General features: G+C 68.9%; 21 protein-coding genes. 9 read left to right on the top strand and 12 right to left on the bottom strand.

Translation table 11 applies throughout. The features are described 5' to 3' along the window. Position 1: 1 nt before the first annotated feature. Positions 2-2,365: a xanthine dehydrogenase molybdopterin binding subunit gene (gene xdhB, locus ACV22V_RS14910; protein WP_059699328.1), complete on the bottom strand. Its 2,364-nt coding sequence runs from the start codon at positions 2,363-2,365 to the stop codon at positions 2-4. Between the two features lie 18 nt (positions 2,366-2,383). Next, positions 2,384-3,943 carry a xanthine dehydrogenase small subunit gene (gene xdhA, locus ACV22V_RS14905; protein ID WP_059530470.1) on the bottom strand — a complete coding sequence of 520 codons (1,560 nt, stop codon included), beginning with the start codon at positions 3,941-3,943 and terminating at the stop codon, positions 2,384-2,386. 349 nt (positions 3,944-4,292) lie between these two features. Here xdhA and ACV22V_RS14900 point away from each other — a divergent pair, with 349 nt between their 5' ends. Then, entirely contained in the window at positions 4,293-5,507 is a 1,215-nt protein-coding gene (locus ACV22V_RS14900; RefSeq protein WP_059690711.1) for an MFS transporter, read from the top strand. Between the two features lie 112 nt (positions 5,508-5,619). Here ACV22V_RS14900 and ACV22V_RS14895 read toward each other — a convergent pair whose 3' ends face one another. Then, entirely contained in the window at positions 5,620-6,510 is an 891-nt protein-coding gene (locus ACV22V_RS14895; RefSeq protein ID WP_448014372.1) for a DMT family transporter, read from the bottom strand. Between the two features lie 133 nt (positions 6,511-6,643). Here ACV22V_RS14895 and ACV22V_RS14890 point away from each other — a divergent pair, with 133 nt between their 5' ends. After that, a complete protein-coding gene (locus tag ACV22V_RS14890) occupies positions 6,644-7,579 on the top strand; it encodes a helix-turn-helix domain-containing protein (protein ID WP_448014370.1) in 936 nt (311 codons plus the stop codon). A 72-nt stretch (positions 7,580-7,651) separates the two neighbouring features. On the opposite strand, the gene ACV22V_RS14885 is transcribed toward ACV22V_RS14890, so the two are convergent. After that, the gene (locus ACV22V_RS14885) at positions 7,652-8,863 is read right to left on the bottom strand and encodes a pyridoxal-phosphate-dependent aminotransferase family protein (RefSeq protein WP_448014368.1); all 1,212 of its coding nucleotides are present in this window, start codon (positions 8,861-8,863) and stop codon (positions 7,652-7,654) included. 385 nt (positions 8,864-9,248) lie between these two features. Beyond that, on the bottom strand, positions 9,249-9,620 hold the full coding sequence (locus ACV22V_RS14880) for a hypothetical protein (protein ID WP_448014367.1): 372 nt from the start codon (positions 9,618-9,620) through the stop codon (positions 9,249-9,251). On the opposite strand from ACV22V_RS14880, the gene ACV22V_RS14875 reads away from it, so the two are divergent. From ACV22V_RS14875 to ACV22V_RS14855, 5 genes are all read left to right on the top strand, one after another. Continuing rightward, positions 9,619-10,605 (top strand): LysR family transcriptional regulator, encoded by a 987-nt coding sequence (locus ACV22V_RS14875; RefSeq protein WP_059530487.1) that lies wholly within the window; start codon positions 9,619-9,621, stop codon positions 10,603-10,605. The two genes, ACV22V_RS14880 and ACV22V_RS14875, sit on opposite strands and share 2 nt — an antisense overlap. Positions 10,606-10,635: 30 nt before the next feature. After that, entirely contained in the window at positions 10,636-11,634 is a 999-nt protein-coding gene (locus tag ACV22V_RS14870) for a 2-hydroxyacid dehydrogenase (RefSeq protein WP_448014364.1), read from the top strand. 119 nt (positions 11,635-11,753) lie between these two features. Continuing rightward, on the top strand, positions 11,754-12,527 hold the full coding sequence (gene bluB, locus ACV22V_RS14865) for a 5,6-dimethylbenzimidazole synthase (protein WP_448014427.1): 774 nt from the start codon (positions 11,754-11,756) through the stop codon (positions 12,525-12,527). A gap of 263 nt (positions 12,528-12,790) precedes the next feature. Beyond that, positions 12,791-13,960, top strand: a complete 1,170-nt coding sequence (locus tag ACV22V_RS14860; protein ID WP_059530493.1) for an MFS transporter — start codon at positions 12,791-12,793, stop codon at positions 13,958-13,960. A 154-nt stretch (positions 13,961-14,114) separates the two neighbouring features. Beyond that, the gene (locus ACV22V_RS14855) at positions 14,115-15,275 is read left to right on the top strand and encodes an MFS transporter (protein ID WP_448014362.1); all 1,161 of its coding nucleotides are present in this window, start codon (positions 14,115-14,117) and stop codon (positions 15,273-15,275) included. Between the two features lie 157 nt (positions 15,276-15,432). Here ACV22V_RS14855 and fahA read toward each other — a convergent pair whose 3' ends face one another. Genes fahA through ACV22V_RS14830 form a run of 5 tightly spaced genes read right to left on the bottom strand, consistent with a single transcriptional unit; the run spans position 15,433 to position 21,390 of the window. Further along, on the bottom strand, positions 15,433-16,737 hold the full coding sequence (gene fahA / locus ACV22V_RS14850) for a fumarylacetoacetase (RefSeq protein ID WP_448014361.1): 1,305 nt from the start codon (positions 16,735-16,737) through the stop codon (positions 15,433-15,435). Beyond that, positions 16,734-18,068 carry a homogentisate 1,2-dioxygenase gene (gene hmgA, locus ACV22V_RS14845; protein WP_175907634.1) on the bottom strand — a complete coding sequence of 445 codons (1,335 nt, stop codon included), beginning with the start codon at positions 18,066-18,068 and terminating at the stop codon, positions 16,734-16,736. Before hmgA ends, fahA begins: the two co-directional genes overlap by 4 nt. A gap of 15 nt (positions 18,069-18,083) precedes the next feature. Further along, positions 18,084-19,445 (bottom strand): MFS transporter, encoded by a 1,362-nt coding sequence (locus tag ACV22V_RS14840; RefSeq protein WP_059530505.1) that lies wholly within the window; start codon positions 19,443-19,445, stop codon positions 18,084-18,086. Next, positions 19,442-19,672 (bottom strand): DUF2783 domain-containing protein, encoded by a 231-nt coding sequence (locus tag ACV22V_RS14835; protein WP_014897947.1) that lies wholly within the window; start codon positions 19,670-19,672, stop codon positions 19,442-19,444. Before ACV22V_RS14835 ends, ACV22V_RS14840 begins: the two co-directional genes overlap by 4 nt. A gap of 29 nt (positions 19,673-19,701) precedes the next feature. Further along, positions 19,702-21,390, bottom strand: coding sequence for an FAD-dependent oxidoreductase (locus ACV22V_RS14830; RefSeq protein WP_448014360.1), 1,689 nt, complete (start codon positions 21,388-21,390; stop codon positions 19,702-19,704). 379 nt (positions 21,391-21,769) lie between these two features. Between ACV22V_RS14830 and ACV22V_RS14825 the strand changes: the two genes are divergently transcribed. Then, positions 21,770-22,573 (top strand): EAL domain-containing protein, encoded by an 804-nt coding sequence (locus ACV22V_RS14825; protein ID WP_448014359.1) that lies wholly within the window; start codon positions 21,770-21,772, stop codon positions 22,571-22,573. A 176-nt stretch (positions 22,574-22,749) separates the two neighbouring features. Here the strand turns inward: ACV22V_RS14825 and ACV22V_RS14820 are convergent, their stop codons facing one another. Together ACV22V_RS14820 and ACV22V_RS14815 are read right to left on the bottom strand one after the other, a co-directional pair. Then, entirely contained in the window at positions 22,750-23,160 is a 411-nt protein-coding gene (locus tag ACV22V_RS14820) for a GFA family protein (protein WP_448014357.1), read from the bottom strand. Positions 23,161-23,287: 127 nt separating this feature from the next. Then, positions 23,288-24,079 carry an IclR family transcriptional regulator gene (locus ACV22V_RS14815; protein ID WP_044844103.1) on the bottom strand — a complete coding sequence of 264 codons (792 nt, stop codon included), beginning with the start codon at positions 24,077-24,079 and terminating at the stop codon, positions 23,288-23,290. 172 nt (positions 24,080-24,251) lie between these two features. Between ACV22V_RS14815 and ACV22V_RS14810 the strand changes: the two genes are divergently transcribed. Beyond that, positions 24,252-25,439 (top strand): acyl-CoA dehydrogenase, encoded by a 1,188-nt coding sequence (locus tag ACV22V_RS14810; RefSeq protein ID WP_059690701.1) that lies wholly within the window; start codon positions 24,252-24,254, stop codon positions 25,437-25,439. The last annotated feature ends 45 nt before the right edge of the window (positions 25,440-25,484 follow it).

Here is a 25,484-nt window from a genome sequence, read left to right as displayed (position 1 = left end):
GTCAGCCTGCCCGCGCGGCGCTCGCCGCGCGCACCGCATTAACCGCACGCAGGATCGACTCGCCGGTGGCCGGCGCGTCGAGCGGCGGATTCACCCGGTAGTCGCCGACCGCGGCAATCGCGTCGCGCACCGCGAAGAACACCGAGAACGGCAGCAACAACGGCGGTTCGCCGACGGCCTTCGACCGGTGGATGCTGTCCTCGACGTTGCGGTTCTGGAACAGCCGCACGTTGAACTCGGGCGGCGTGTCGTTGACGGTCGGAATCTTGTACGTGGACGGCGCGTGCGTCATCAGCTTGCCGCCCGCGTTCCACCACAGCTCCTCGGTCGTGAGCCAGCCCATCCCCTGGATGAACGCGCCTTCGACCTGGCCGATGTCGAGCGCCGGGTTCAGCGATGCGCCCACGTCGTGCAGCGCGTCGACGCGCAGCGTGCGCATCTCGCCCGTCAGCGTGTCGATCACGACTTCCGACACGGCCGCGCCGTACGAGTAGTAGTAGAACGGCCGCCCCTGCAGCTTCGACTGATCCCAGTACAGCTTCGGCGTCGCGTAGAACCCGTCGGACCACAGCTGCACGCGCGCGAGATACGCCTTCGCGATCACCTCGCCGAACGGCACGCTCGCGCCGCCGATCCAGACGAAGTCGTTGCCGAACTTCACGTCGGCCGCGTCGACCTTGCCGTCGCCGAACTGCTTCGCCGCGAACGCCGCGAGGCGCTCGCGCAGCTGGCGCGCCGCATCCTGCGCGGCCTTGCCGTTCAGATCGGAGCCCGTCGACGCGGCCGTCGCGGACGTGTTCGCGACCTTGCTCGTGTCGGTCGCCGTCACGCGGATCCGGCCGAAGCGGATGCCGAGCTCGTGCGCGACCACCTGCGCGACCTTCGTGTTGAGTCCCTGCCCCATCTCCGTGCCGCCGTGGTTCACGAGCACCGAGCCGTCGGTATAGATGTGCACCAGCGCGCCGGCCTGGTTGAAGTGCGTGACGTTGAACGCGATGCCGAACTTCACCGGCGTGAGCGCGATGCCCTTCTTCAGCACCGCGTTGCGTGCGTTGAATTCGCGCACGCCCGCGCGCCGTGCGCGGTAGTCGCTCGTCGTCTCGAGTTCGCCGAGCAGTTCGTGCAGCACGTTGTCCTCGACCGTCTGCCCGTAAGGCGTCACGTTGCGTTCGGTCTTGCCGTACAGGTTCGCGTAACGCACGTCGAGCGGATCGCGGCCGAGCGAGCGCGCGATGTCGTCGAGGATGTACTCGATCGCGAACGCGCCCTGCGGGCCGCCGAAACCGCGGAACGCGGTGTTCGACTGCGTGTTGGTCTTGCCGCAGTAGCCGGCGATGGCGACGTCGCCGAGCCAGTACGCGTTGTCGAAATGGCATACCGCGCGCGTCATCACCGGGCCCGACAGGTCCGCCGAGAAGCCGCAGCGCGACGTCATGTCGAGGGCGACGCCGTCGAGGCGGCCGTCGTCGTCGTAGCCGACGTCGAAGCGGTAGTGGAAGTCGTGCCGCTTGCCGGTGATCATCATGTCGTCGTCGCGGTCGGGGCGCAGCTTCACCGGGCACAGCAGCTTCCACGCGGCGAGCGCCGCGCAGCACGCGAACAGGCCCGACTGCGATTCCTTGCCGCCGAACCCGCCGCCCATCCGGCGGCATTCGACCAGCACGTTGTGCGACGCGACGCCGAGCACGTGCGCGACGAGGTGCTGCATCTCGCTCGGGTGCTGCGTCGAGCAGTACACGTGCATCCCGTCGTCGTCCTTCGGCACCGCGTAGGCGATCTGCCCTTCCAGGTAGAACTGCTCCTGGCCGCCGAGCAGCATCTCGCCCGACTCGCGATGCGGCGCGGCGGCCAGGCGCGCGGCCGCGTCGCCGCGCGCGAGCTTCAGCGGCGGGATCACGTAGGTTTCGGCCTTGCGCGCATCCTGCGCGGTCAGGATCGCGGGCAGCTCCTCGTAGTCGACCTGCGCGCGGCGCGCGGCGAGCCGCGCGATTTCGTGCGACGTCGCGACGACGATGAACATCGGCTGGCCGACGAACTGCACGATGCCCTTCGCGAGCACCGGGTCGTCGTGAATGATCGGGCCGCAGTCGTTCACGCCGGGGATGTCGTCGGCCGTGAACACGGCGACGACGCCGGGCGTCGCGCGCACCGCGTCGAAGTTCATCGACAGGATCTTCGCGTGCGGCTTCGCGGACAACCCGAGCGCCGCGTGCAGCGTGCCCGCGACGAGCGGGATGTCGTCGGTGTAGGTCGCGCGCCCGCTCACGTGCAGGTGCGCGGATTCGTGCGCGCGCGAGACGTGCACCTGCGCGGCGTCGGCCTGCGGGTCGAGGGTGTTCAGGAACGGTTCTGCTTGCTGGTTCATGTTCGGTGTTCTCCCTCGTCAGACGCGCGCCGCGTCGTTGGCAACTTCGGCGGCCACTTCACGCACGTTCAGCGCCTGCGGCGGCAGCGGGTCGTGCGGGCGCGTCTCCAGCCAGAATCGGTACATCAGGTTCTTCGCGGTATCGAGGCGATACGCGCTCGTCGCACGCATGTCGGTGAGCGGCTGGTAGTCGCGCTCGAGCGCCTGCATCGCGGCCTGCGCGGTGGCTTCGTGCCATGGCGCGCCGTCGAGCAGGCTTTCCGTGTGCGTCGCGCGCTTCGGCGTCGCGGCCATCCCGCCGAACGCGATGCGCGGCTCGCGGATCAGTTCGCCGTCCGCGATGAACGCGAACGCCGCGCACACCGCCGAAATATCGGAGTCGAACCGCTTCGACAGCTTGTACGTCCGGAACTGCAGCTTCGCGCGCGCGCCGGTGCGGGTCGGCACCTTCAGGCCGACGACGAATTCGTGCGGCGCCATGTCCTTTTGCTGATAGCCGGTGTAGAGCGCCTCGAGCGGCAGCTCGCGCACCGTGTCGCCGCCGCGCAGCACGACCCGCGCGCCGAGCGCGATCAGGCCCGGCATCGAGTCGCCGATCGGCGAACCGTTCGCGACGTTGCCGCCGATCGTCCCCGCGTTGCGGATCGGCAGCGACGCGAAGCGCTTCCACATTTCGGTCAGTTCGGGATACGTGCCGGCCAGCGCCGCATACCCGTTCTCGACCGTCACGCCCGCGCCGATCTCGATCCAGTCGTCGCCGTGCACGACGTTCTGCAATTCGGCGATCTGGCCGACGTAGATCAGGTCGTCCAGACGGCGCATCTGCTTGGTGACCCACAGGCCGATGTCGGTGCTGCCGGCGAGGATCCGCGCGGCGGGACGCTCGGCCTTGAGCGCGGCCAGCGCGTCGAGCGTGCGCGGCGCCGCGAAGCGCGCGCCGTCGGGCGTCGTGTAGTCGAACGTGTCGTCGCGCTCGAGCGACGCGAGCGTACGGGCGAGCGTGGCCGTGTCGACCGGCGCGGTAGACGCCGGCGCACCTTCGCCGGTCGCGTCGAACATCTGCACGGCCGCGTCGACGATCGGGCGGTAGCCGGTGCAGCGGCACAGGTTGCCGGTCAGCGCATCGGCGATCTCGGTGCGCGTCGGCACGTCCTTCGCCTTTGCGCACGCGCTGCCGCAGCCTTCGTGGCCGTGCTTCTCGTACAGCGCCCACATCGACATCACGAAACCGGGTGTGCAGAACCCGCATTGCGACCCGTGGCAATCGACCATCGCCTGCTGCACCGGATGCAGCGAACCGTCCGGCTGGCGCAGGTCTTCCACCGTCAGCAGCGCCTTGCCGTCGAGCGTCGGCAGGAACTGGATGCAGGCGTTGACGGCCTTGAACGCGACGGTGCCCGCGTCGGTCAGCTCGCCGACGACGACCGTGCACGCACCGCAGTCGCCTTCCGCGCAGCCTTCCTTGGTGCCGGTGCAGTGCGCGTCCTCGCGCAGATACTGCAGCACGGTGCGGGTGACGTCCGCGCCGCTGACTTCGCGGACCGCGTGACGATGGTAGAAGCGGATCGGCTCACTCATGTCTCGTTCGTTCTTCAAGTGGGGGCAAGGCGGCCTGCGCGGGGCGCTCGACCGACGTTTCTCTGACAGTTTGCACGCTATCACCATCAAATTCCGCAACCCATAGCCCATCACGCATGGGGCCCATATAACTGTCGCGATATGGGCGTCGAGGCCGCCCGACGGGCGGCGCGCGCCTTGCTCCATCTGGATTCCGGGCTTGCCGGCGCCGCGCCGTCAGCGATTCTTCGGCAACGGAAACGGGGCGCGATTAACTAAATGGTCCCTGCGGGAAAACCGGTTCCATGGGAAAATCCCGATTCCGTTTTTCGCCGTCTTCCGTTCCGTTTCGCCCATTCGATCCGACCCCATGTCCACCGATTCCGCCACATCGCCGCGCAGCGGGTTTGCCGTCACGCTGCAAATCGTGTCCGTCGTCTGCTTCACGTTCATCTGCTACCTGACCATCGGCCTGCCGCTCGCCGTGCTGCCGGGCTTCGTCCACGACGACCTCGGCTTTTCCGCGATCGTCGCGGGCGGCGCGATCAGCGTCCAGTATTTCGCGACGCTCGCGTCGCGCCCGCTCGCCGGGCGCTTCGCCGACACGCTCGGGCCGAAGCAGACGGTGCTGCGCGGGCTGATCGGCTGCGGCGTGTCGGGCGTGCTGCTGCTCGTCGCGCTGCTGCTGGCCCACTGGCCGGTCGCGAGCCTCGTGCTGCTGGTCGCGAGCCGGCTCGTGCTCGGCGTCGGCGAGAGCCTGTGCGGCACCGGCGCGATCCTGTGGGGCATCGGGCGGGTCGGCGTCGCGCACAACGCCAAAGTGATCTCGTGGAACGGCATCGCGACCTACGGCGCGCTCGCGCTCGGCGCGCCGGTCGGCGTCGCGATCGCGCATACGCTGAATCCGGCGCTGATCGGCGTGATCGTGATCGCGCTCGCCGCGACCGGCTTTTATCTCGCACGCCTGATCGATTCCGTGCCGCTCGTGCACGGCGAACGGATGTCGTATGCGAGCGTGTTCACGCGCGTGCTGCCGCACGGCCTCGGTCTCGCGCTCGGCTCCGCCGGCTTCGGCTCGATCGCGACCTTCGTCACGCTGTACTACGCGGCGCGCCACTGGCCGAACGCCGCGCTGTCGCTGACCGTGTTCGGCACGCTGTTCATCGGCGCGCGCCTGCTGTTCGCGAACACGATCAAGACTTACGGCGGCTTCCGCGTCGCGATCGTGTCGTTCGCGTTCGAATGCTCGGGCCTCGTGCTGCTGTGGCTCGCGCCCGTGCCGCACGTCGCGCTCGTCGGCGCCGCGCTGACCGGCTTCGGCTTCGCGCTGATCTTCCCGGCGCTCGGCGTCGAGGCGGTCGCGCTGGTGCCGCCGGCAAGCCGCGGCGCGGCGCTGTCCGCGTATTCGGTGTTCCTCGATCTGTCGCTCGGCATCACGGGCCCGCTCGCGGGCTATGTGGCCGGTGAATTCGGCTATCCGCAGGTGTTCCTGTTCGCGGCGGTGGCCGCGGCGGCGGGCGTCGCGCTGTCGATGATGCTGTACCAGCGGCAGGCGCGGGTCGCGGGGAGCGGCGCGGCGGCTTGAGCGAGCCGCTCGCCGGCCGGCCAGGCGGCCGCTGCCCTGGCGGCCCAAAGGAAAACGCCCGCATCGCGCGGGCGTTTTTTGTTTCCGGCGGCGATCGCGGCGGCGGCCCCGGTCAGGCCGTGCGCAGGAACAACCGGCGCGTCAGGTCGAACGCGACGAGATTGCCGGCCAGCACGAGCAGCAGCCCGAGCACCGCGAGCGGCGACCACTGGTAGCCCTCGAAGACCGTCGACACGGCCAGCGCGACGATCGGGAACAGCACCGTGCAGTACGCGGCGCGCTCGGGCCCGATCCGTCCGACGAGCGTCAGGTAGGCCGTGAACCCGATCACCGAGCCCGGCACGGCCAGATAGAGAAGCGCGCCGAGATAGCGCGGGCTCGGGTCGATCATGAACGGCAGCCCGGCCACCGCACTGCCGACCGTCAGGATCGCCGCGCCGATCAGCATCGCCCAGCCGTTGGTCGCGAGCGGGTGCAGGCCCATCGACTGCATCCGGCTCGACAGCAGGTTGCCGGCCGAGAAGCACATCGTGCCCGCGAACGCGATCGCGAGGCCCGTCCAGGTTGCGTGATCGTCGAGGTGACCGGCCATCTGCTGCCAGAACAGGCATGCGATGCCGGTCAGCCCGAGCAGCGCGCCGGCGATCGCGGACGGCCGCAGCGGGCGGCCCATGAACAGCCGGCCGTTGATCGAGTTCAGCAGCGGCGCGGTCGAGAAGATCACGGCGACGAGGCCGCTCGGCACGACCTGCTCCGAATAGTAGAAGCACAGGAAATTCAGGCAGAACAGCGCGAAGCCCTGGGCGACGAGGTAGCGCCACGCCTCGCGCGGCGGGCGCACGGGCCGGCGCATCACGCGCAGCAGCGCGAACAGCACGGCGGCCGCGAGCCAGAAGCGCCACGCGATCGACACGGGCGGCGGCACGGCGCCGAGCTGCCATTTGATCGCGATCCAGGTGGTGCCCCAGATCAGCACGGTGACGAAATAAAGCGACAGGTTCATGGCGGCAACGAAGCGGATCGAGTGAAACGGACTCCGACTGTGCCGCCACCCTGCCGGCGCGGATTGTCCGGAATTGCGGTCTTTTTCGGGCGGCCGCACGGCGCGCTTCGCGCGCGCTTATACTCGCCCCATCATGAGTTCGCCCCTGTACGCCCCGCCCGCCGACCACGCGGCCGCCCTTGCCGGCGGTGCGATGCCGTTCGGCCTGCAGTCGGTGTGCCGCACGCTCGCCGAGGCGAACGCGACGCTCGAACGCTTCGCGTGGCTCGGCGACCATCTCGCGATCGCCGAATGGACGCGCATCACCGACGAAAGCGAGACGATCTACGAACAGCCCGGCCACCATACGCTGTCGTGCTATCTCGACGGCGGCTACCGGACGGAGCGCGAACGCGTGCCACGCTACGGCGCGCCGAGCCTGCTGTGCGCGCTGCCGGGCGACCATGAATCGCGCTGGTGGGTGCGCGGCGAGATGCACTTCATCCACCTGTACTTCCTGCCCGAGCACTTCACGCAGCGCGCGATCCGCGAGCTCGATCGCGAGCCGCGCGAGCTGAAGCTCGCCGACCGCACCTATTTCGAGGATGCGCGCGTCGCGGCGCAGTTCCGTTCGCTCGCGCTCGAACGCTGGGACGATGCCGACGGACGGCTGCGCGTGAACGAAGCCGCGCACGACGTGCTGAGCCTGCTGCTGCGCGGCCAGAGCACGACGCGCACCGATGTGCCGTTCCGCGGCGGGCTCGCGCCGGCCGTGCGCCGCCGCGTGCGCGACTATATCGACAGCTACCTGTCGCAGCCGCTGACGCTCGGCGAACTGGCGAACGTCGCCGCGCTGTCCGAATACCATTTCTCGCGGATGTTCAGGCTGTCGTTCGGCCGCGCGCCGCACGCGTGGGTGGCCGAGCAGCGGCTCGCGCGGGCGCGGCGGCTGCTGCGCACGACGACGCTACCGCTCGCGCAGGTCGCGGCCGAATGTGGCTACGCGAACGCCGGCCACTTCAGCCATCGCTTTCGCGACGCGCACGGCACGACGCCGAACGCGTACCGGCGCGCGATGCAGGGCGGCTGAACGCCACGCGCCCCGGCCGTCGACGAGGCGGCTTCGTGCAGCGCACCCGCCTCGCCCCTCTCCGCTCTCCGCTTACGTACCGCGCCGCGACAGTTCCTGCTCGAGCGCGGCCACGCCGGCCGGCAGGTCGACCGGCACCTTCAGGTCGTCCATCGTACGGCCGAACGCGTGCAGCGTGCGGAACAGGTTGTGTTCGCGACACTGTTCGCCCATCTGCCCGATCCGCACGATCGGCAGCCCGAACGAGCCCGAAATCTCGACCTGGTACTGCTTCGAGATATGGCCGCACACCATCCCCGGCGTGAGCCCTTCGGGCGTCTCGATCCCGACCACCGAGTTGAGCCGGCAGTCCTTCGGCGCATAGAGCGTGAGCCCCATCGCCTCGACGCCCGCCTGCAGCGCGAGCGAACAGCGCAGATGGCGCGCGAAGCGGCTTTCGAGCGTCTCCGCGCAGACGAGCCGCAGCGCCTCGTGCAGCGCGAGCACGCCCGACACCGGCGCCGTGTAGTGGTAGCCCGCGTTGTGCCAGAAGTTCTCCGCGAGCGCCATGTCGAGGCACCAGTGCGCGTTCGGTTCCGGACGCTGCTTCATGCGCTCCCACGCGGCGTCGGAGAATGCGATCAGCGACACACCGGGGATCGACGACAGCCCCTTCTGGCCGCCCGTGATCACCGCGTCGATGCCCCACGCGTCCATCTCGAGCGGCATCGTCGACAGCGTGCACACCGCGTCGACCACGACCAGCGCGCCGGCCGCCTTCGCGAGCGCGGCGATGTCGCGCAGATCGCGGTTCCACACGGTGTTCGACGTCTCGCCCTGCACGATCGTGACGATTTCGGGCCGCTCGCGCGCGATCGCGTCCGCGATCTCGTCGAGGCTCGCGACCGAGCGGTCGGCCACCTCGAGCGTGGCGACGTCGGCGCCGACGCGCGTGGCCATCTCGGCCATCCGCGCGCTGAAGAAGCCGTTGCGGATCGACAGCACGCGCGTGCCGCGCCACGCGAGGTTCGAAATCGCCATCTCCATCGCGGCGGAGCCGGGGCCGGCCACGCCGAGCACCCATTTCGTGCGGGTCTGGAACACGTAGCGCGCCATCTCCTTCACCTGCTCGATGATCTTCGCCATCGTCGCGCCGAGGTGGTTGATCACGATCGTGTTCGCCTTCGCGACGGCGGCCGGGATCGGGACCGGGCCGGCCCCCATCATCAGCAGCGGTTCTTCGGGCAGGATCGCGTCGAGCGGCACGACGACGGGACAGGGAATCGGCGAGTAATCGATGGACATGGCAGGTCAAGGAGGAAGGAAGAAAACGCTCGGACATCGTTCGCCGCACGGCATGGCGAACTGATCGATCATTCCGCGTTCCGCGCCCGCGCGCAAGAGGCACGCGCCGCCGGACAGCGCGACGCTGGCCCGGTCGACGGACCGGGCCAGCCGGCCGCGCCTGCGCCGCATGAGCCGATTTCGTCATGCCGCGGCATTGCCGTGCGGATGCGTAACGGTTCCATCCGCAGTTCGATGTCCGCGATTTTCTCGCGCAGTATGGCGACGCGCTCCGGATGCCCGCGTTCTGCACGATACATGCATCGGCCGGAATACCGGCCATCACGATAAAAATCGCGCGGCATGGAATCGGTCCACGAAAACCGGGCCCGGTAAAAAACATCCATTATCGCGGCATCAATTGGTGAGCGATTTCACCCATTACCGCGCCGGGCCACACACGATCACGCGTAATACATTGATTTAAATTGACAATATTCAAACCGCCGGCAGTTTCACTCAATTCACTTCCGGCTATCCACGGCATACACACACGACACTGCCCCGCTAAATCGATACCCGCGATTTCGATTTTACGCAACCCGCCCTTTTTCTCAGGTTGACGGATATCGGTTCTGTAATGAACAATCGTCTGCAGAATCGAAAACCGATTTTTCGATACGGGCCGGAACCCCGGTGTCACGCGACGGTTTTCCAGGTCGCGCAACGAAAAATCACAACCAAAATCAATCAACCGGGCCAGAAATCCGCGAGCCATGAACCAGATTCAGACCATGCGTGTGTTTGTCTGCGTCGCCGAACAGCAGAGCTTCCGGCGCGCGGCGCACCATCTAGGCGTGTCCAATGCGCTCGTCACGCGCTCGATCGCGATGCTCGAGTCTCACCTGAACACGCGGTTGATCCACCGCACCACGCGCAACCTGTCGCTGACCGAGGCCGGCCTGCGCTACCTCGACGGCTGCCGTGCGCTGCTCGAGGAATTCGACCACCTCGAGGCGTCCGTCGCACACGCCGTGCGCGAGCCCGCCGGCACGTTGCGCGTCGTCGCGTCGGGCCTGCTGTCGCCGCTGGCGCTCACGCCGCTCGTCAGCAGTTTCCGGCATCGCTACCCCGAACTGCGCGTGCAGCTCACCGTCGCCGAAGGGCCGCTCGACGTGCTCGATTCCGGCTACGACGTCGGCATCGCGACGGGCAACCGGCTCGACGGCAACCCGACCCTGATCGGCCACGCACTCGCGCCGAGCCCGTTCGTCGCCTGCGCGGCGCCCGCGTATCTCGAACGGCGCGGCGAGCCGCGCGCACCCGACGACCTGCCGGGCCACGACTGGGTCGCGCTCGCGCCGCACCAGCATGCGCCCGCGTGGCGGCTGGTCGGCCACGACGGCGTCACGCATTCAATCACGGTGCGCCCGACCTGCACGGTCAACCAGCTGGCGCTCGTGCAGGCGGCGGCCGTCGCCGGGTCCGGCATCGCGGTGCTGCCCGAGCCGAGCATCGCCGACGCGCTCGCCGCCGGCACGCTCGTGCGGCTGCTGCCCGCCTACCGGATCGACGACCCGGACGCGCAACTGTCGCTCGTCTACCCGAACCGCCAGTACGTGCCGGCCCGCACGCGCAGCTTCGTCGAGCATGCGCTCGAACACTTCGGCGCGCAGGGGGCCCGCGAGCGGACCGGTTACGGCTTCCTGCGCACGCCCGATCGCGCCGACATCGTCACCGGCCGGCAGACGGGCCTGCAGTAAACTGCACGCGACAGCCATCGGAGGTGCAGCGTGCGTGTGATCCTGTTCAGCAGCCGGCAGTACGACGACGAATCGTTTACCGCCGCCAACCGGCAATTCGGCTATCGGCTGCACTTCCAGCCGTCGCACCTCGACGCGGAAACCGCGATCCTCGCGCACGGCTACGAGGTCGTGTGTCCGTTCGTCAACGACACCGTCGACGCGGCCGTGCTCGAACGGCTCGCCGACGGCGGCACGCGCCTGATCGCGCTGCGCTCGGCGGGTTTCAACCACGTCGACCTGGCGGCCGCCGAGCGGCTCGGCATCGCCGTCGTGCGCGTGCCGGCGTACTCGCCGCATGCCGTTGCCGAACACGCGGTCGCGCTGATCCTCGCACTCAACCGCCGGCTGCCGCGCGCGGTCGCACGCACGCGCGAAGGCGACTTCTCGCTGAACGGCCTGCTCGGCTTCGACCTGCACGGCAAGACCGTCGGCGTGATCGGCACCGGCTTGATCGGCAGCGTGTTCGCGAAGATCATGATGGGCTTCGGGATGCACGTGCTCGCGCACTCGATGCCGCCGTACGACGACGAATTGATCGCGTTCGGCGCGCGCTACGTCGAGCTCGACGAGCTGCTGCACCAATCGGACATCGTCAGCCTGCACTGCCCACTGCTGCCGTCGACGCACCATCTGATCAACGCGCAGACGCTCGCGCGGATGAAGCACGGCGCGATGCTGATCAATACCGGCCGCGGCGGCCTCGTCGACGCGCAGGCGCTGGTCGACGCGCTCAAGAGCGGGCAGCTCGGCCATCTCGGGCTCGATGTGTACGAAGAGGAAAGCGGCCTGTTCTTCGAGGATCACTCCGACCTGCCGCTGCAGGACGACGTCCTCGCGCGCCTGCTGACGTTCCCGAACGTGATCGTCACGTCGCACCAGGCGTTCTTCACGCGCGAGGCGCTCGCCGAGATCGCGCACACGACGCTGTTGAACATCGAGGCGTGGCACGCCGGCACGCCAACCAACGTCGTCTCGACGGGGCGCTGATCCACGGCGCGCGGCGCACGCGATCCGTCAACGATTCGTCATTTTGTTTTGACTGACGTAACGCCGCGCGGCCGGCGTCTGCTATCGTTGCGCCGACTTCCCCCTTGCTTCTGCCGCTCATGCGTTTCGACGACTCCGCCATTGCCGCGGTCTACCGCGCCATCTTCGAACGGCGCGACATGCGCCACTTCACGCCGGCGCCCGTCGATCCGGCCACGCTCGCGCGGCTCCTGCGCGCCGCGCACCACGCGCCGAGCGTCGGTTTCATGCAGCCGTGGCGCTTCATCCGCATCACCGATCCCGCGCTGCGCACCGCGATCCACGCGCTGGTCGAGGCCGAGCGCCGCGCGACCGCCGACGCGCTCGGCGAGCGGCAGGACGAATTCATGCGGCTGAAGGTCGAAGGCGTGCGCGAATGCGGCGAGTTGCTGGTCGTCGCGCTGACCGACGATCGCGAGCGCCACGTGTTCGGCCGCCGCACGCTGCCGGAGATGGACCTCGCGTCCGCCGCCTGCGCGATCCAGAACATGTGGCTCGCCGCGCGCGCCGAAGGGCTCGGGATGGGCTGGGTGTCGCTGTTCGACGTCGACGCGCTGCGCACGCTGCTCGGCATGCCGGCCGGCGCGAAGCCGATCGCCGTGCTGTGCGTCGGGCACGTCGATGCGTTCTATGCGAAGCCGATGCTCGAGGAGGAGCGCTGGGCCGCGCGGATGCCGATCGAGGCATGCCTGTTCGAAAACGGGTGGGACGCACCGGCGATGCAGACCGCCGATTGCACGGCAAACGCCGGCACGACAGGCGGATCGTCGCCGTCGTCATCGCCGTCGCCCGAGGCAGCCGCACCGGGCGACCGCTCCGACTCGACGCCAGCCGGCGCCGTGCCCGAGCGCTAATCGAACCCGCGGCGCGCGAAAAGCGCCGCGCCACCGGCGTCGCTCCGACCCGAATTTTGTCGCGTTAACCGACGTCGGACATCGTCCAATCCCACACTGTGACGCGCTGCGGCTGCTACCGCGTCGCACGCCGGCAACATCCGTTTTGGCCCCGAGCATAGGGGTTTTCACTGAAGTAGAATCGCGGCTGATGTCCCCCCGCCCCGCCCGCCGCGCGCATCCCGCGCCGGCCTCGGGCCGCGGCCTTTCCGTAGCCCACCGCGATGCCATTACCTCTTTTCGCCCTTGCCGTCGCCGCATTTGGAATCGGTACCACCGAGTTCGTGATCATGGGGCTGCTGCCCAACGTCGCCCGCGACCTCGGCGTGTCGATCCCGGCCGCCGGGATGCTCGTGTCGGGCTACGCCCTCGGCGTGACGATCGGCGCGCCGATCCTCGCGATCGTCACCGCGAGGATGCCGCGCAAGCGCGCGCTGATGGGCCTGATCGGGCTGTTCATCGCGGGCAACCTGTTCTGCGCGATCGCGCCCGGCTACGCGGTGCTGATGGCCGCGCGCGTCGTCACCGCGTTCTGCCACGGGGCGTTCTTCGGGATCGGTTCGGTGGTCGCGAGCAACCTCGTCGCGCCGAACCGGCGCGCGCAGGCGATCGCGCTGATGTTCACCGGCCTCACGCTCGCGAACGTGCTCGGCGTGCCGCTCGGCACCGCGCTCGGCCAGGCCTGGGGCTGGCGCGCGACGTTCTGGGCAGTCACCGGCATCGGCATCGCCGCGGCCGCCGCGCTCGCGGTGTGCCTGCCAAGGAACCTCGCGATGCCCGACACCAGCATCACGCGGGAATTCAGCGTGCTGAAGCATCCGCAGGTGCTGATGGTGCTTGGCATCAGCGTGCTGGCGTCCGCGAGCCTGTTCAGCGTGTTCACGTACATCACGCCGATCCTCGAGGACGTGACGGGCTTCTCGCCGCGCCAGGTCACCTATGTGCTGCTGTTGTTCGGTCTCGGCCTGACGGTCGGCGGCACGCTCGGCGGCAAGCTCGCCGACTGGCGCCGGATGCCGTCGCTGATCGCGACGCTCGCGCTGATCGGCATCGTCCTCGCGCTGTTCGCGGGCACGATGCACCTGCCGTTCGCGGCGCTCGCGACGATCTTCGTGTGGGGCATCCTCGCGTTCGCGATCGTGCCGCCGCTGCAGATCCTGATCGTCGATCGCGCGAGCGACGCGCCGAACCTCGCGTCGACGCTGAACCAGGGCGCGTTCAACCTCGGCAACGCGACGGGCGCCTGGCTCGGCGGGATGGCGATCGGCTCCGGCGTGTCGCTCGTGAACCTGCCGTGGGTCGGTGCCGCGATGGCGGTCGCCGCGCTCGCGCTCACGCTGTGGTCGGCGTCGCTCGAGCGCCGTCCGGTGAGCGGGCCGACCGGATACGTGTGACGCGCGGCGCGCAGCGGTGCGGCGGCCGGGCCGCGCGGCGCGCAGCGGTGCGGCGGCCGGGCCGCGCGCCGCCGCGTTCGTTGCGCGCGCAACGCCATGCGAACCTGATGGCCTTCATGGACCTTTCAGGGTCCGCGGTGTAGCATCGCGGCCGATGAAAGCCATTCTCAATCGTGATTTCCTCGCGCTGATCCTGAGCGTCGCGGTCGTCGGTCTCGGCACCGGCGCGACGATGCCGCTCACCGCGCTCGCCCTGACCGAAGCCGGACACGGCACCAACGTCGTCGGCATGCTGACGGCCGCGCAGGCCCTGGGTGGCCTCGCGATCGTCCCGTTCGTCACCGCGCTCGCGCGGCGCATCGGCTCGCGCCGCGCGATCGTCGTGTCGGTCGTGCTGCTCGCGGCGGCCACGGCGCTGATGCAGTTCACGTCGAACCTGATCGTATGGGGCGTGCTGCGCGTGCTGTGCGGCGCGGCGCTGATGCTGCTGTTCACGATCGGCGAGGCATGGGTCAACCAGCTCGCCGACGATTCGACGCGCGGCCGCGTGGTCGCGATCTACGCGACCAACTTCACGCTGTTCCAGATGGCGGGCCCCGTGCTCGTCAGCCAGATCGCCGGCGCGACGAGCATCCGCTTCGCGCTGTGCGGCGCATTGTTCCTGCTCGCGCTGCCGACGCTCGCGACGATCCGCCGCGCGCCGCTCGCCGGCGACGACGCGCATCACGCAGCGCACGACAGCTGGCTCGCCGTGCTGCCGCGCATGCCCGCGCTGATCATCGGCACCGGCTTCTTCGCGCTGTTCGATACGCTCGCGCTGTCGCTGCTGCCGCTCTATGCGATGGATCACGGCGTCGCGAGCGCGACCGCCGTGCTGCTCGCGTCGATCATGCTGTTCGGCGATACCGCGATGCAGTTCCCGATCGGCTGGCTCGCGGACAAGCTCGGCCGCGAACGCGTGCACCTCGGCGCCGGCTGGATCGTGCTCGCGGGCCTGCCGCTGCTGCCGTTCGTGATCGCGAACCCGTGGCTGTGCTGGCCGTTGCTGTTCGTGCTCGGCGCGGCGGCAGGCAGCATCTACACGCTGTCGCTCGTCGCATGCGGCGAACGCTTTCGCGGCGCGGCGCTCGTCACCGCGAGCTCGCTCGTGTCGGCATCGTGGAGCGCCGCGAGCTTCGGCGGCCCGCTGGTCGCCGGCGCGTTGATGGAGCAACTGGGCAGCAACGCGCTGGTCGGCGTGCTGGTCGTCTGCGTCGCCGCGTTCGTCGCGGCCGCGCTGTGGGAACGACGCGCCACATTGCAGCGCGCGGTCTGACGCCGACGCAGATGTTGGCGCCGACGCTCGTGCGCAGCGTCACGCACCGGCGCTTGCGTACCACCGCCCGCCACCCGCCGCCGAAATGAAAACGGCCCGCGCAATGCGGGCCGCCCTCGCCTTCCGGACTACGCGTAACGAGTCGCGGTGCAGTCCGTCATACGCTGCGCGCCGGCAGGATCTTGCCGGCACATGCGCCGAAACCGACACGATAGCCGTCGCCCTGGCACCAGCCCGCGAGCGTGAGCTCGTCGCCGTCCTCGATGAACGCGCGGCTGCCGCCACCGTTCAGCGCGAGCGGCTCCTTGCCGTTCCACGTCAGTTCGAGCAGGCTGCCGAACGAGTCCTTCGTCGGCCCGCTGATCGTGCCCGATCCCATCAGGTCGCCGACGCGCGTGTTGCAGCCCGCGACCGTGTGATGCGCGAGCTGCTGCGCCATCGTCCAGTACATGTGCTTGAAGTTGGTGCGGCAGATCGACGTCGCTTCGGCCGCGCCCTCCGCGCGCAGCGTCACTTCGAGCGCGATGTCGAACGCATGCTTGCCCGCGTGCCGCAGATACGCGAGCGGCTGCGGCGACTGTTCGGGCTGCTCGACGCGAAACGGTTCGAGCGCATCGAGCGTGACGATCCACGGCGAGATCGTCGTCGCGAAGGTCTTCGCATTGAACGGGCCGAGCGGCACGTATTCCCACTGCTGGATGTCGCGCGCGCTCCAGTCGTTCAGCAGCACCATCCCGAAGATATGCGCTTCGGCATCCTCGCAGGCGATCGGCTCGCCGAGCGCGTTGCCGCGGCCGACGATGAAGCCCGTCTCCAGCTCGATGTCGAGCTTGCGGCATGCGCCGAACACGGGACGTTCCTGGTCGGGCAGCTTCAATTGGCCGTTCGGGCGCCGCACCGGCGTGCCGCTCACGACCACCGACGACGCGCGGCCGTTGTAACCGATCGGCATCTCCGACCAGTTCGGCAGCAGTGCATTCTTCGGATCGCGAAACATCGAGCCGACGTTGGTCGCATGTTCTTTCGACGAATAGAAATCGGTATAGCCGGGAATGTCGACCGGCAGGTGCAGCGTCGCGTCGCGCTGCGCGACGAGCACGCGCGCGCGCAGCGCGACGTCATCGCGCAGCCGCGCGTCGTCGCGCGAGAACAGGTTCGACAGCTGCACGCGCACGCTGCGCCATGCGTCGCGGCCGAGCGCGATGAACGGGTTGAGCGTCGGCGCGGCGAACACGTCGGCGCCGGCCGGCAGCGTCACGAGGCCCGCACGCGCGAGCGCGGCGAGGTCGACGATCTGGTCGCCGAGCGCGACGCCCGCGCGGCGCGCCGGTTGCTTCGCATCGCTGAAGATCCCGAACGGCAGGTTCTGGATCGGGAAATCGCAGGCGGGATCGTTCGCCGTCTCGACCCAGCTCTTGCGGGCCGGGTCGAGCGTCGCGCGCCAGTCTTGGGTATCGCTCATCGTTGCTCCGGATTGAAGTGTTTCTTGATGCCTTGCCAGCATTCGAAGTAATCGGCCTGCAGCTGCGCGGTGTCGAGCGCATAGCGCGTCGGCCGGATCAGCGTGCGGGTCTCGAACATGAACGCCATCGTCGCGTCGACCTTGTGCGGCTTCGTCGTGTCGCTCGCCGACGCCTTCTCGAACGTGTCCGCATCCGGTCCGTGGCCCGACATGCAGTTGTGCAGGCTCGCGCCGCCCGGCACGAAGCCTTCGGCCTTCGCGTCGTACGCGCCGTGCACGAGCCCCATGAACTCGCTCGCGACGTTGCGGTGGAACCACGGCGGACGGAACGTATCCTCGGCCGCGAGCCAGCGCGGCGGGAAGATCACGAAGTCGATCGAGTCGACGCCCGGCGTGTCGCTCGGCGACTGCAGCACGAGGAAGATCGACGGATCGGGATGGTCGAAGCTGATCGAGCCGATCGTGTTGAACAGGCGCAGGTCATATTTGTACGGCGCGTAGTTGCCGTGCCACGCGACGACGTCGAACGGCGAATGTCCGATGTCCGCGCGCCACAGGCGCCCGTTCAGCTTCGCGACCAGTTCGAACGCGCCCTCGCGATCCTCGTACGCGGCCTGCGGCGTGAGGAAATCGCGCGGGTTCGCGAGCCCGTTCGAGCCAATGGGGCCGAGGTCCGGCAGGCGCAGCAGCGCGCCGAAGTTCTCGCAGATGTAACCGCGCGCATCGCCGTCCGGCAGCGCGACGGAAAAACGCACGCCGCGCGGGATCACCGCGATCTCGAACGGCTCGACGTCGAGCTGGCCGAATTCGGTCGCGATGAAGAGCCGCCCCTGCTGCGGCACGATCAACAGTTCGCCGTCGGCGCTGTAGAAGAAGCGGTCCTGCATCGAGCGGTTCGCGGCGTACAGGTGGATCGCGCAGCCGTTCATCGCGGCCGCCGAGCCGTTGCCGGCCATCGTCACGAGCCCTTCGACGAAATCGGTCGGCTCGACCGGCATCGGCAGCGGATCCCAGCGCAGCTGGTTCGGCGGCGTCGGCGGCACGTCGGCCGAGTCGCCGAATTCCGACACGAGCCGCTGCGTGCCCGTGAACGGCTCGAACGGCCGGTGCACGGCCGCCGGCCGGATCCGGTACAGCCACGAGCGGCGGTTGTGGCTGCGCGGCGCGGTAAATGCGGTGCCCGACAACTGCTCCGCATACAGGCCGTACGGCGCGCGCTGCGGCGAGTTGCGGCCGTGCGGCAGCGCGCCGGGCAGCGCCTCGGTCGCGAATTCGTTCGCGAAACCGCTCAGGTAGCCGGCTCGCGCCGGTTTCGACAGGTCAAGCGTCATCGTTTCCTTTCTCCATCAATTCATGGCGGCGTTCGGCGCCTGCGCACCGCTACGCCGCGTTACGCCGGCCAGTCCCAGCACGAACAGCGCCGAGCACAGCACGGGCACCGCGGCCGCGTGGAACAGCGCGCCGTTGGTCCAGTTCAGCGCAATCAGTTGTCCGCCGACGAGCGGCCCGAGCACCGAGCCGATCCGGCCGATGCCGAGGCTCCAGCCGATGCCGGTCGAGCGCAGCGACGTCGGGTAATACTGGCCCGCGAGCGCATTCACGGCCGGCTGCCCGCCGACCACGCAGAATCCGCCCGCGAACACGACGATCAGCAGCCACGGCAGCGCATGCGCGACCGAGCCGATCAGCCCGACCGAGACGGCCGCGCACGCGAAACACGCGAACAGCACGCGCACGAAGCCGTAGCGTTCGATGAACCAGCCGAGCGACAGCGTGCCGATCACGCCGCCCGTCTGCAGCACCGTGCCGACGATCACCGCCGTGCCCGGCGAATAGCCCGCGTCGCGCATCACGGTCGGCAGCCAGTTCGACAGGAAGTACAGGTCGATCAGGTTCATGAAGCTGATGGCCCACAGCAGCAGCGTGACCGGCAGGCGGCCATGGCGGAACAGCTCCGCGACCGGCGCGCCGCTCGCCGCGCGCTCGCGCACGACGAGGCGCGTGCTCGCGTCGATGCCGGCCTGCGGCGCGAAGCGCGCGAGCCAGGCGCGTGCCTGCGCGTCGCGCCCTCTCAGCACCAGGAACTGCAGCGACTCGGGCAGCCGCGCGAACATCGCGAGCGTCAGCACGAGCGGCACCGCGCCGCCGACGAAGAACACCGAGCGCCAGCCGAGCGCCGGAATCAGCGCGGCGCTGATGAAGCCGCCGATCGCGGCGCCGAGCGTGAAGCCGCACGACACGATCATCATCCGCTTCACGCGATGCGCGGCCGGGCTGAATTCGCCGACCAGCGCCATCGCGTTCGGCATGATGCAGCCGAGGCCGAGGCCCGTGACGAAGCGCAGCGCCATCAACACCGGGATCGAACCCGCGAACGGCGTCGCGAGCATCGTCACCGCGAAGAACAGCGTCGAGCCGATCAGCACCGGGCGCCGCCCGATCCGGTCGGCCAGCACCGACAGCCCGAGCGCGCCGAGCAGCATCCCGAACAGGCTCGCGCTGAACACCGGCCCGAGCGCCTGCTTCGGCACGCCCCATTCGGCGATCACGCTGGGCGCGACATATCCCATCGCCTGCGCATCGAAGCCGTCGATCACGAGACACAGCCCGCACAACGCGAGCAGCATCCAGTGAAAGCCCGGGCGATGGGTCTCGTCGATCACGCGCTCGACTTCGAGCACGCGCGCGTCGGCCGGCGCCGCGCTCATTGCGCCACCTCGGCGGCCGGATGCACGGGCGGCGTCACGCCCTGACGCGCGAGCGCCATCGCTTCGCGCAGCACGTCGGCATCGCCGATCTGGTTCGCGAGCAGCAGGATCAGCTTCGCGTTGACGAGCTGGCTGTCGGCGTCGGACAGATCGCGATGCATGTCGATCAGCGCTTCGTAGAACGCGTCCGGATCGGCCAGGCGCGGGCGGGTGTCGAGTCGGGGCATGACGGGTGTCTCCGGTATCGTTGTCGTGTTCAATGCGATGTTCCGCGCGCGCAGGTCGCGCGCGCCAGCGCGTCGGCGATCGCCTGGCGCTCGAGCGTGCGCATCCGCGCGCAGACGTGCTGGTCGGGGCGCAGCAGATAGAACGTGCCGGGCTTCGCGTCGTAGCGTTGCGCGGCGAGACCGTCGACGTCCTCCACGACGTCGACGCCGGCCACCGGTTGCGCGTGCCCGGCCGGCACGACCAGCACCGGCCGCACCGGCAGCGCCAGGCCGTCGAGCGCCTGCGCGAGCGCGGCGGCGTCGCCCGGCAGCCCGAACAGCACGCCCGCGAAACCGTCGTCCAGATGCCGCAGCAGCCAGCCCGACGTGCCGTGCGCGCGCACCGGCGCATCGGCCGCCGCCGCGCCCGGCCGCATCGCGCACGCGAACGTGTCGCCGCTGCGGTCCGGCGTGTTCAGCGGCGAATCGGCCAGCACGGCCGGCACCGACAGGCGGCCGCTGTTCACGAGCTTGCGCGCGAACTCGCAGTCGCGCGCGAGCTTCAGCGTCGCGTCGCGGAACACGCGCGATACCGCGCTCTTCGGCGTGATGAAGTCGGTCGAGCGCGTCGAGTTGCGAATGTTCTCGTCGGCGGCGAACTCGCGCTCGCTCGCGTAGGTGTCGAGCAGGCGATCGTCCGCGCGGCCGTCGAGCACGAGCTTCAGCTTCCACGCGAGGTTGTCCGCGTCCTGCACGCCGCTGTTCGCGCCGCGCGCGCCGAACGGCGACACGCCGTGCGCGGAATCGCCCGCGAACAGCACGCGGCCATGACGGAACGTATCCATCCGCTGGCAGCGGAACGTGTAGACGCTCACCCATTCCAGCTCGAACTCGACGTCCGGCCCGAGCAGCGCGCGCACGCGCGGGATCACGCGCTCCGGCTGCTTCTCGGCGACCGGATCGGCGTCCCAGCCGATCTGGAAGTCGATGCGCCACACGTTGTCGGGCTGGCGATGCAGCAGCACCGACTGGTTGCGGTGGAACGGCGGATCGAACCAGAACCAGCGTTCGGTCGGGAATTCCGCCTTCATCTTCACGTCGGCGATCAGGAAGCGGTCCTTGAACGTGCGGCCGCGGCTCTCGAGGCCCATTGCCGCGCGCATCGGGCTGCGCGAGCCGTCGGCCGCGATCACGTACTGCGCGCGCAGCGTCTCGATGCCTTCCGGCGTCTCGATGGTGAGCGTGGCGTGTTCCGCCGATTGCGCGACGCCCGTCACCTTGTGCTTCCAGCGGATGTCGATGTTCGGCAGCGCGAACGCGCGCTCGGCCAGATAGCCTTCGACGTAGTACTGCTGCAGGTTGATGAATGCGGGACGCGCATGACCTTCCTCCGGCAGCAGGTCGAACGCATACAGCTGCTCGTCCTGCAGGAACACCTTGCCGACGTGCCAGCTCACGCCCTTGTCGACGAAACGCTCGCCGCAGCCGAGCCGGTCGAAGATCTCGAGCGTGCGCTTCGCGAAGCAGATCGCGCGCGAGCCCGTCGACAGCGTGTCGTCGTCGTCGAGCAGCACGACCGGCACGCCCTGCTGCGCGAGGTCGATCGCAGCCGACAGGCCCACCGGGCCCGCGCCGACCACCACCACCGGGTGAATGGCGGCGTCATCGCCGGCGGCCCGCGTCGCGCGCGGCCGGTAGTCGAACTTCAGCGTCTGGTAATCGATGCTCATGGTCGCCATCCGCTCCTCAGCCCTGCCGTCCGCGCGCCGACGCGCGCTGCGTCGTCCCGCTCATGCCCGTTGCCCGCCACTGCCGCGGCCCGCCCTGCCTCGCCCACTTGCTGTCAACCGCCACGTCTCGCTCCTTGCTTCCTGTTGATTCGATTCGGGAATCGGCGCCGCTCCGGGCGCCCGAACGCCGCTTTTCTTGATCGGCGACAAATCTTTGAATTTACGAATAGTAAAACCAATTACGAATAGTGAAATCAACGTAAACCCTAGCCATCCGCGCGGGAACGGGATAACCATATGAGCGAAACGCCAAGCCGAGCCGGACGGGCGCTGCTAATATCAAGGCATGAGGCGGCCGTTTCGGCCGCCATTTTTCCTTCCTACGCCGATGATTCCGCCCAACATTCCCGAGCTGGTCGTCCGTGCCGGGCAATTGCCGTATCTGCGGGAACACCTCGCGCTTGCATCGGGCGGCACCGCATGCGCGAACCTGCCGGAGCGCACGCTCGCGAGCGCCTATGAACCGATCTACGACGTGACGATGCCCGGCGCGCCGCAGTCGACGTCGTTCGCCGACGCGATCGAGCGCTACGGCGACGAACTCGGCTTCCAGGCCGTCACGCTGGTCACCGGCGCGCCGCACGATCCGGTCGACTCGGCCGTCGACGATCAGACGCTCGTCGCGATCGACCGGCTGTCTCGCGCGCTGCACGCGATCAACTTCTTCGGCGCGCAACGCCACGGGCTGCTGTTCCTGCGCGTGCACGAACGGCTGCTGAAAAGCGTGAAGTACGACCACGGCAAGCATTTCTCGTCGGTGCTGCAGCGCTTCGGGCTGCCGACCGAGCGGATCGTGATCGAGCTGCCGGCGGTCGCGGTCGCGCACAAGACCTTCCTCGGCTACCTGACGCGCAGCTACCAGCATCACGGTTTCAAGGTCGCCGACAAGCTGCCCGACCCGGGCCGGATCCTCGCGGTCGAATCGGAGATGGCGCGGCCCGACTACATCAAGATGGATGCGGGCATCGCGCTGCGCGACGGGATGGTGAAGGCGCTGGTCGCGTATGCGCAGCGCGTGCGGATTCCGCTGATTTTCGACGGCGTCGTCGACGAGACGCAGTGCGAGCTGCTGCGCCAGCACGACGTGCGGTTCATGCAGGGGCCGGTGTTCTCGAAGGTCGTCCCGGCCTGAGCGGGTGGATGGCCGGCCCGCGCGGGGCGCGGCACGGCGGATGGCGGAATGCGCTGTCGGTATTGCGTCGGGAATCGGGGGCGGCGTGCATCGTCGCCCGATAATGGCCGGTTCCTCTTCCGTTCATGCGTGAAAAGTCGAACGCGCGTGTGCGGGGATTCGACGCCGGCACGTCGCTAGGCCCTTTCGCCATCGTCGAATTTCGGCAGATCGTCGTCGATCTCGATGCCCGGGAAGCGATCCCCGTACCAGACGTGCCACGCGGGACGCAGCCGCGCCGGCTCGTCGAGCGTTGCATAGTTGATTTCCACGGTCGTCGGCGCATCGGCCAACCGGTACTCCAACTGCGCGCCGCAGCGGCCGCAAAAGCGCCGCTCGCCCCACGCGCTCGACGCATAGACCGTCGGCTCGCCCTGCAGGTATTCGAACGCGTCGAGCGGCACCGATGCCGACGCGACGACCGCCGCCCCCGTCGTGCGCTGACAGAGCCGGCAATGGCAGAAGCCTGCGTCGGCCGGAATGCCGGCGATCCGGTAGCGGATCGCCCCGCATGCGCAACCGCCTTCCATGGTTTCCGGGTGGGACATCGCGAACCTCGTCATCGTCGGGGAACCGATGGATGATGATGAGCGCGCCTCGCGCGCGGCGCAACCGGCAGCGGCGGCCACGCTGGTGTCCGGCCGGCCCGGCGACGCGCCGCGCGCGGCGCCCGTTTCAGACCGTCTGCCCGAGCCGCTGCGCAAGCGCCTTCAGCTTCGGCCCGACTTGCGTGCGGAACACGTCCTCGTCCATCGACGACGCAGGCCCGCTGCAGCTCAGGATCAGCCAGCGTCCCTCGCGCGGTTCGCGAAACGGCACGGCCGCCGCGTTCACGTCCATGTGCCACGCGCGGAACGAATAGCAGCACCCGCCCGCGGAGAACTCGGCCACCGCGTCCTGCGCGGCCGCGACGAGCGCATCCGCGTCGGCCGCGCCGCCGGCCGCCCGGTGCAGATCCGCATAGAGCGCGCGGCGCACGTCCTCCGGCTGCACGGCCAGATACGCGCGGCCCATCGAACTCGTCAGCATCGACAGCCGCGAGCCGGGCGCAAGCCCGAGCGTCAGCGCGGTTTCGCTGCGGATCGTCTCCAGATAGATCATGTCGAGCCCGTCGCGGCAGCCGAGCGACACGGCCGCGCCGATCTCGCGCGCGAGCGCCTGCATGTGCGGCCGGGCGAGATCGAGCGTCCCCGAGCCGGACAGCAGCGCGTAGCCGAGCGACAGCACGCCGGCGTCGAGCGCATACTTTCCGAGCGTCTCGTCGTAGCGCAGATAGCCGAGCACGGTCAGCGTATAGGCGAGCCGGTTCACCGTCGCCTTGGGCAGCCCGGTGCGCTCCGCGAAGTCGCGATTGCCGAGCATCGTCTCGCCGGGCCGGAATGCGCGCAGCAGGTCGAGCCCGCGCGCGAGCGCAACGACGAACTTGCGTTCGTCGATCGTGGTTTCGTCGATGGTTGAAAGCGTCATGTGATGCTACACTGGGTTCGTTTTGCAAAACATTGTTCCGCACAGCGGAACTACAGTCAAGCGAACTTTAGACATCGGGGCAGGCCGCGAAGCGCCAGCCCGGGACCGACCGCCAAGCATGGGATCAGGGCAAGCGCCTAAGCGCCCACCCTGGCCAACAGGAGATGACACGATGAGCGCTGCAACTTTTCATTGGGACGATCCGCTGTTGCTCGACCAGCAACTGACCGAGGAAGAGCGGATGGTGCGCGATGCCGCGCACGCGTATGCGCGGGACAAGCTCGCGCCGCGCGTCACCGAGGCGTTTCGCCACGAACGCACCGACGCCGCGATCTTCCGCGAGATGGGCGAGATCGGCCTGCTCGGCCCGACGATTCCGGAAGAATACGGCGGCCCCGGCCTCAATTACGTGAGTTACGGGCTGATCGCGCGCGAAGTCGAGCGCGTCGACTCCGGTTACCGCTCGATGATGTCCGTGCAGTCGTCGCTCGTGATGGTGCCGATCCACGAATTCGGCTCGGACGCGCAGAAGCAGAAATACCTGCCGAAGCTCGCGAGCGGCGAATGGATCGGCTGCTTCGGCCTGACCGAGCCGAACCACGGCTCCGACCCGGGCAGCATGGTCACGCGCGCGACGAAGGTGCCCGGCGGTTATTCGCTGTCCGGCTCAAAGATGTGGATCACCAACTCGCCCATCGCCGACGTGTTCGTCGTGTGGGCGAAACTGGAAGAAAACGGCAAGGACGCGATCCGCGGCTTCATCCTCGAGAAGGGCTGGAAGGGCCTGTCGGCACCCGCGATCCACGGCAAGGTCGGGCTGCGCGCGTCGATCACCGGCGAGATCGTCCTCGACGAAGTGTTCGTGCCCGAGGAGAACCTGATGCCGAACGTGAGCGGCCTGCGCGGCCCGTTCACGTGTCTGAACTCGGCGCGCTACGGGATCGCCTGGGGCGCGCTCGGCGCGGCCGAGTCGTGCTGGCACACCGCGCGCCAGTACGTGCTCGATCGCAAGCAGTTCGGCCGGCCGCTCGCCGCGAACCAGTTGATCCAGAAGAAGCTCGCCGACATGCAGACCGAAATCACGCTCGGCCTGCAGGGCGTGCTGCGTCTCGGCCGGATGAAGGACGAAGGCACGGCGGCCGTCGAGATCACGTCGATCATGAAACGCAACTCGTGCGGCAAGGCGCTCGACATCGCGCGGCTCGCGCGCGACATGCTCGGCGGCAACGGCATCTCGGACGAATTCGGCGTCGCGCGCCACCTCGTGAACCTCGAAGTGGTGAACACGTACGAAGGCACGCACGACATCCACGCGCTGATCCTCGGCCGCGCGCAGACGGGCATCCAGGCATTCTTCTGACCATTCGCGTGCGATACGCGGCGCCTTGCGCGTCATATCTTCGCC

Source organism: Burkholderia sp. AW33-5 (genome assembly GCF_053427615.1).
Note: the sequence above shows the minus strand (reverse complement) of the source record. Positions and strands in the feature narration are given on the sequence as shown.

Coding starts and splice junctions, on each gene's coding strand:
- ACV22V_RS14855 (WP_448014362.1), top strand. CDS start 14,115: ATGAAAGCCATTCTCAATCGTGATTTCCTCGCGCTGATCCTGAGCGTC.
- ACV22V_RS14860 (WP_059530493.1), top strand. CDS start 12,791: ATGCCATTACCTCTTTTCGCCCTTGCCGTCGCCGCATTTGGAATCGGT.
- ACV22V_RS14835 (WP_014897947.1), bottom strand. CDS start 19,672: ATGCCCCGACTCGACACCCGCCCGCGCCTGGCCGATCCGGACGCGTTC.
- xdhB (WP_059699328.1), bottom strand. CDS start 2,365: ATGAACCAGCAAGCAGAACCGTTCCTGAACACCCTCGACCCGCAGGCC.
- bluB (WP_448014427.1), top strand. CDS start 11,754: ATGCGTTTCGACGACTCCGCCATTGCCGCGGTCTACCGCGCCATCTTC.
- ACV22V_RS14825 (WP_448014359.1), top strand. CDS start 21,770: ATGATTCCGCCCAACATTCCCGAGCTGGTCGTCCGTGCCGGGCAATTG.
- ACV22V_RS14810 (WP_059690701.1), top strand. CDS start 24,252: ATGAGCGCTGCAACTTTTCATTGGGACGATCCGCTGTTGCTCGACCAG.
- ACV22V_RS14895 (WP_448014372.1), bottom strand. CDS start 6,510: ATGAACCTGTCGCTTTATTTCGTCACCGTGCTGATCTGGGGCACCACC.
- xdhA (WP_059530470.1), bottom strand. CDS start 3,943: ATGAGTGAGCCGATCCGCTTCTACCATCGTCACGCGGTCCGCGAAGTC.
- ACV22V_RS14830 (WP_448014360.1), bottom strand. CDS start 21,390: ATGGCGACCATGAGCATCGATTACCAGACGCTGAAGTTCGACTACCGG.
- ACV22V_RS14890 (WP_448014370.1), top strand. CDS start 6,644: ATGAGTTCGCCCCTGTACGCCCCGCCCGCCGACCACGCGGCCGCCCTT.
- ACV22V_RS14840 (WP_059530505.1), bottom strand. CDS start 19,445: ATGAGCGCGGCGCCGGCCGACGCGCGCGTGCTCGAAGTCGAGCGCGTG.
- ACV22V_RS14815 (WP_044844103.1), bottom strand. CDS start 24,079: ATGACGCTTTCAACCATCGACGAAACCACGATCGACGAACGCAAGTTC.
- ACV22V_RS14875 (WP_059530487.1), top strand. CDS start 9,619: ATGAACCAGATTCAGACCATGCGTGTGTTTGTCTGCGTCGCCGAACAG.
- fahA (WP_448014361.1), bottom strand. CDS start 16,737: ATGAGCGATACCCAAGACTGGCGCGCGACGCTCGACCCGGCCCGCAAG.
- ACV22V_RS14885 (WP_448014368.1), bottom strand. CDS start 8,863: ATGTCCATCGATTACTCGCCGATTCCCTGTCCCGTCGTCGTGCCGCTC.
- ACV22V_RS14820 (WP_448014357.1), bottom strand. CDS start 23,160: ATGTCCCACCCGGAAACCATGGAAGGCGGTTGCGCATGCGGGGCGATC.
- ACV22V_RS14880 (WP_448014367.1), bottom strand. CDS start 9,620: ATGGCTCGCGGATTTCTGGCCCGGTTGATTGATTTTGGTTGTGATTTT.
- hmgA (WP_175907634.1), bottom strand. CDS start 18,068: ATGACGCTTGACCTGTCGAAACCGGCGCGAGCCGGCTACCTGAGCGGT.
- ACV22V_RS14900 (WP_059690711.1), top strand. CDS start 4,293: ATGTCCACCGATTCCGCCACATCGCCGCGCAGCGGGTTTGCCGTCACG.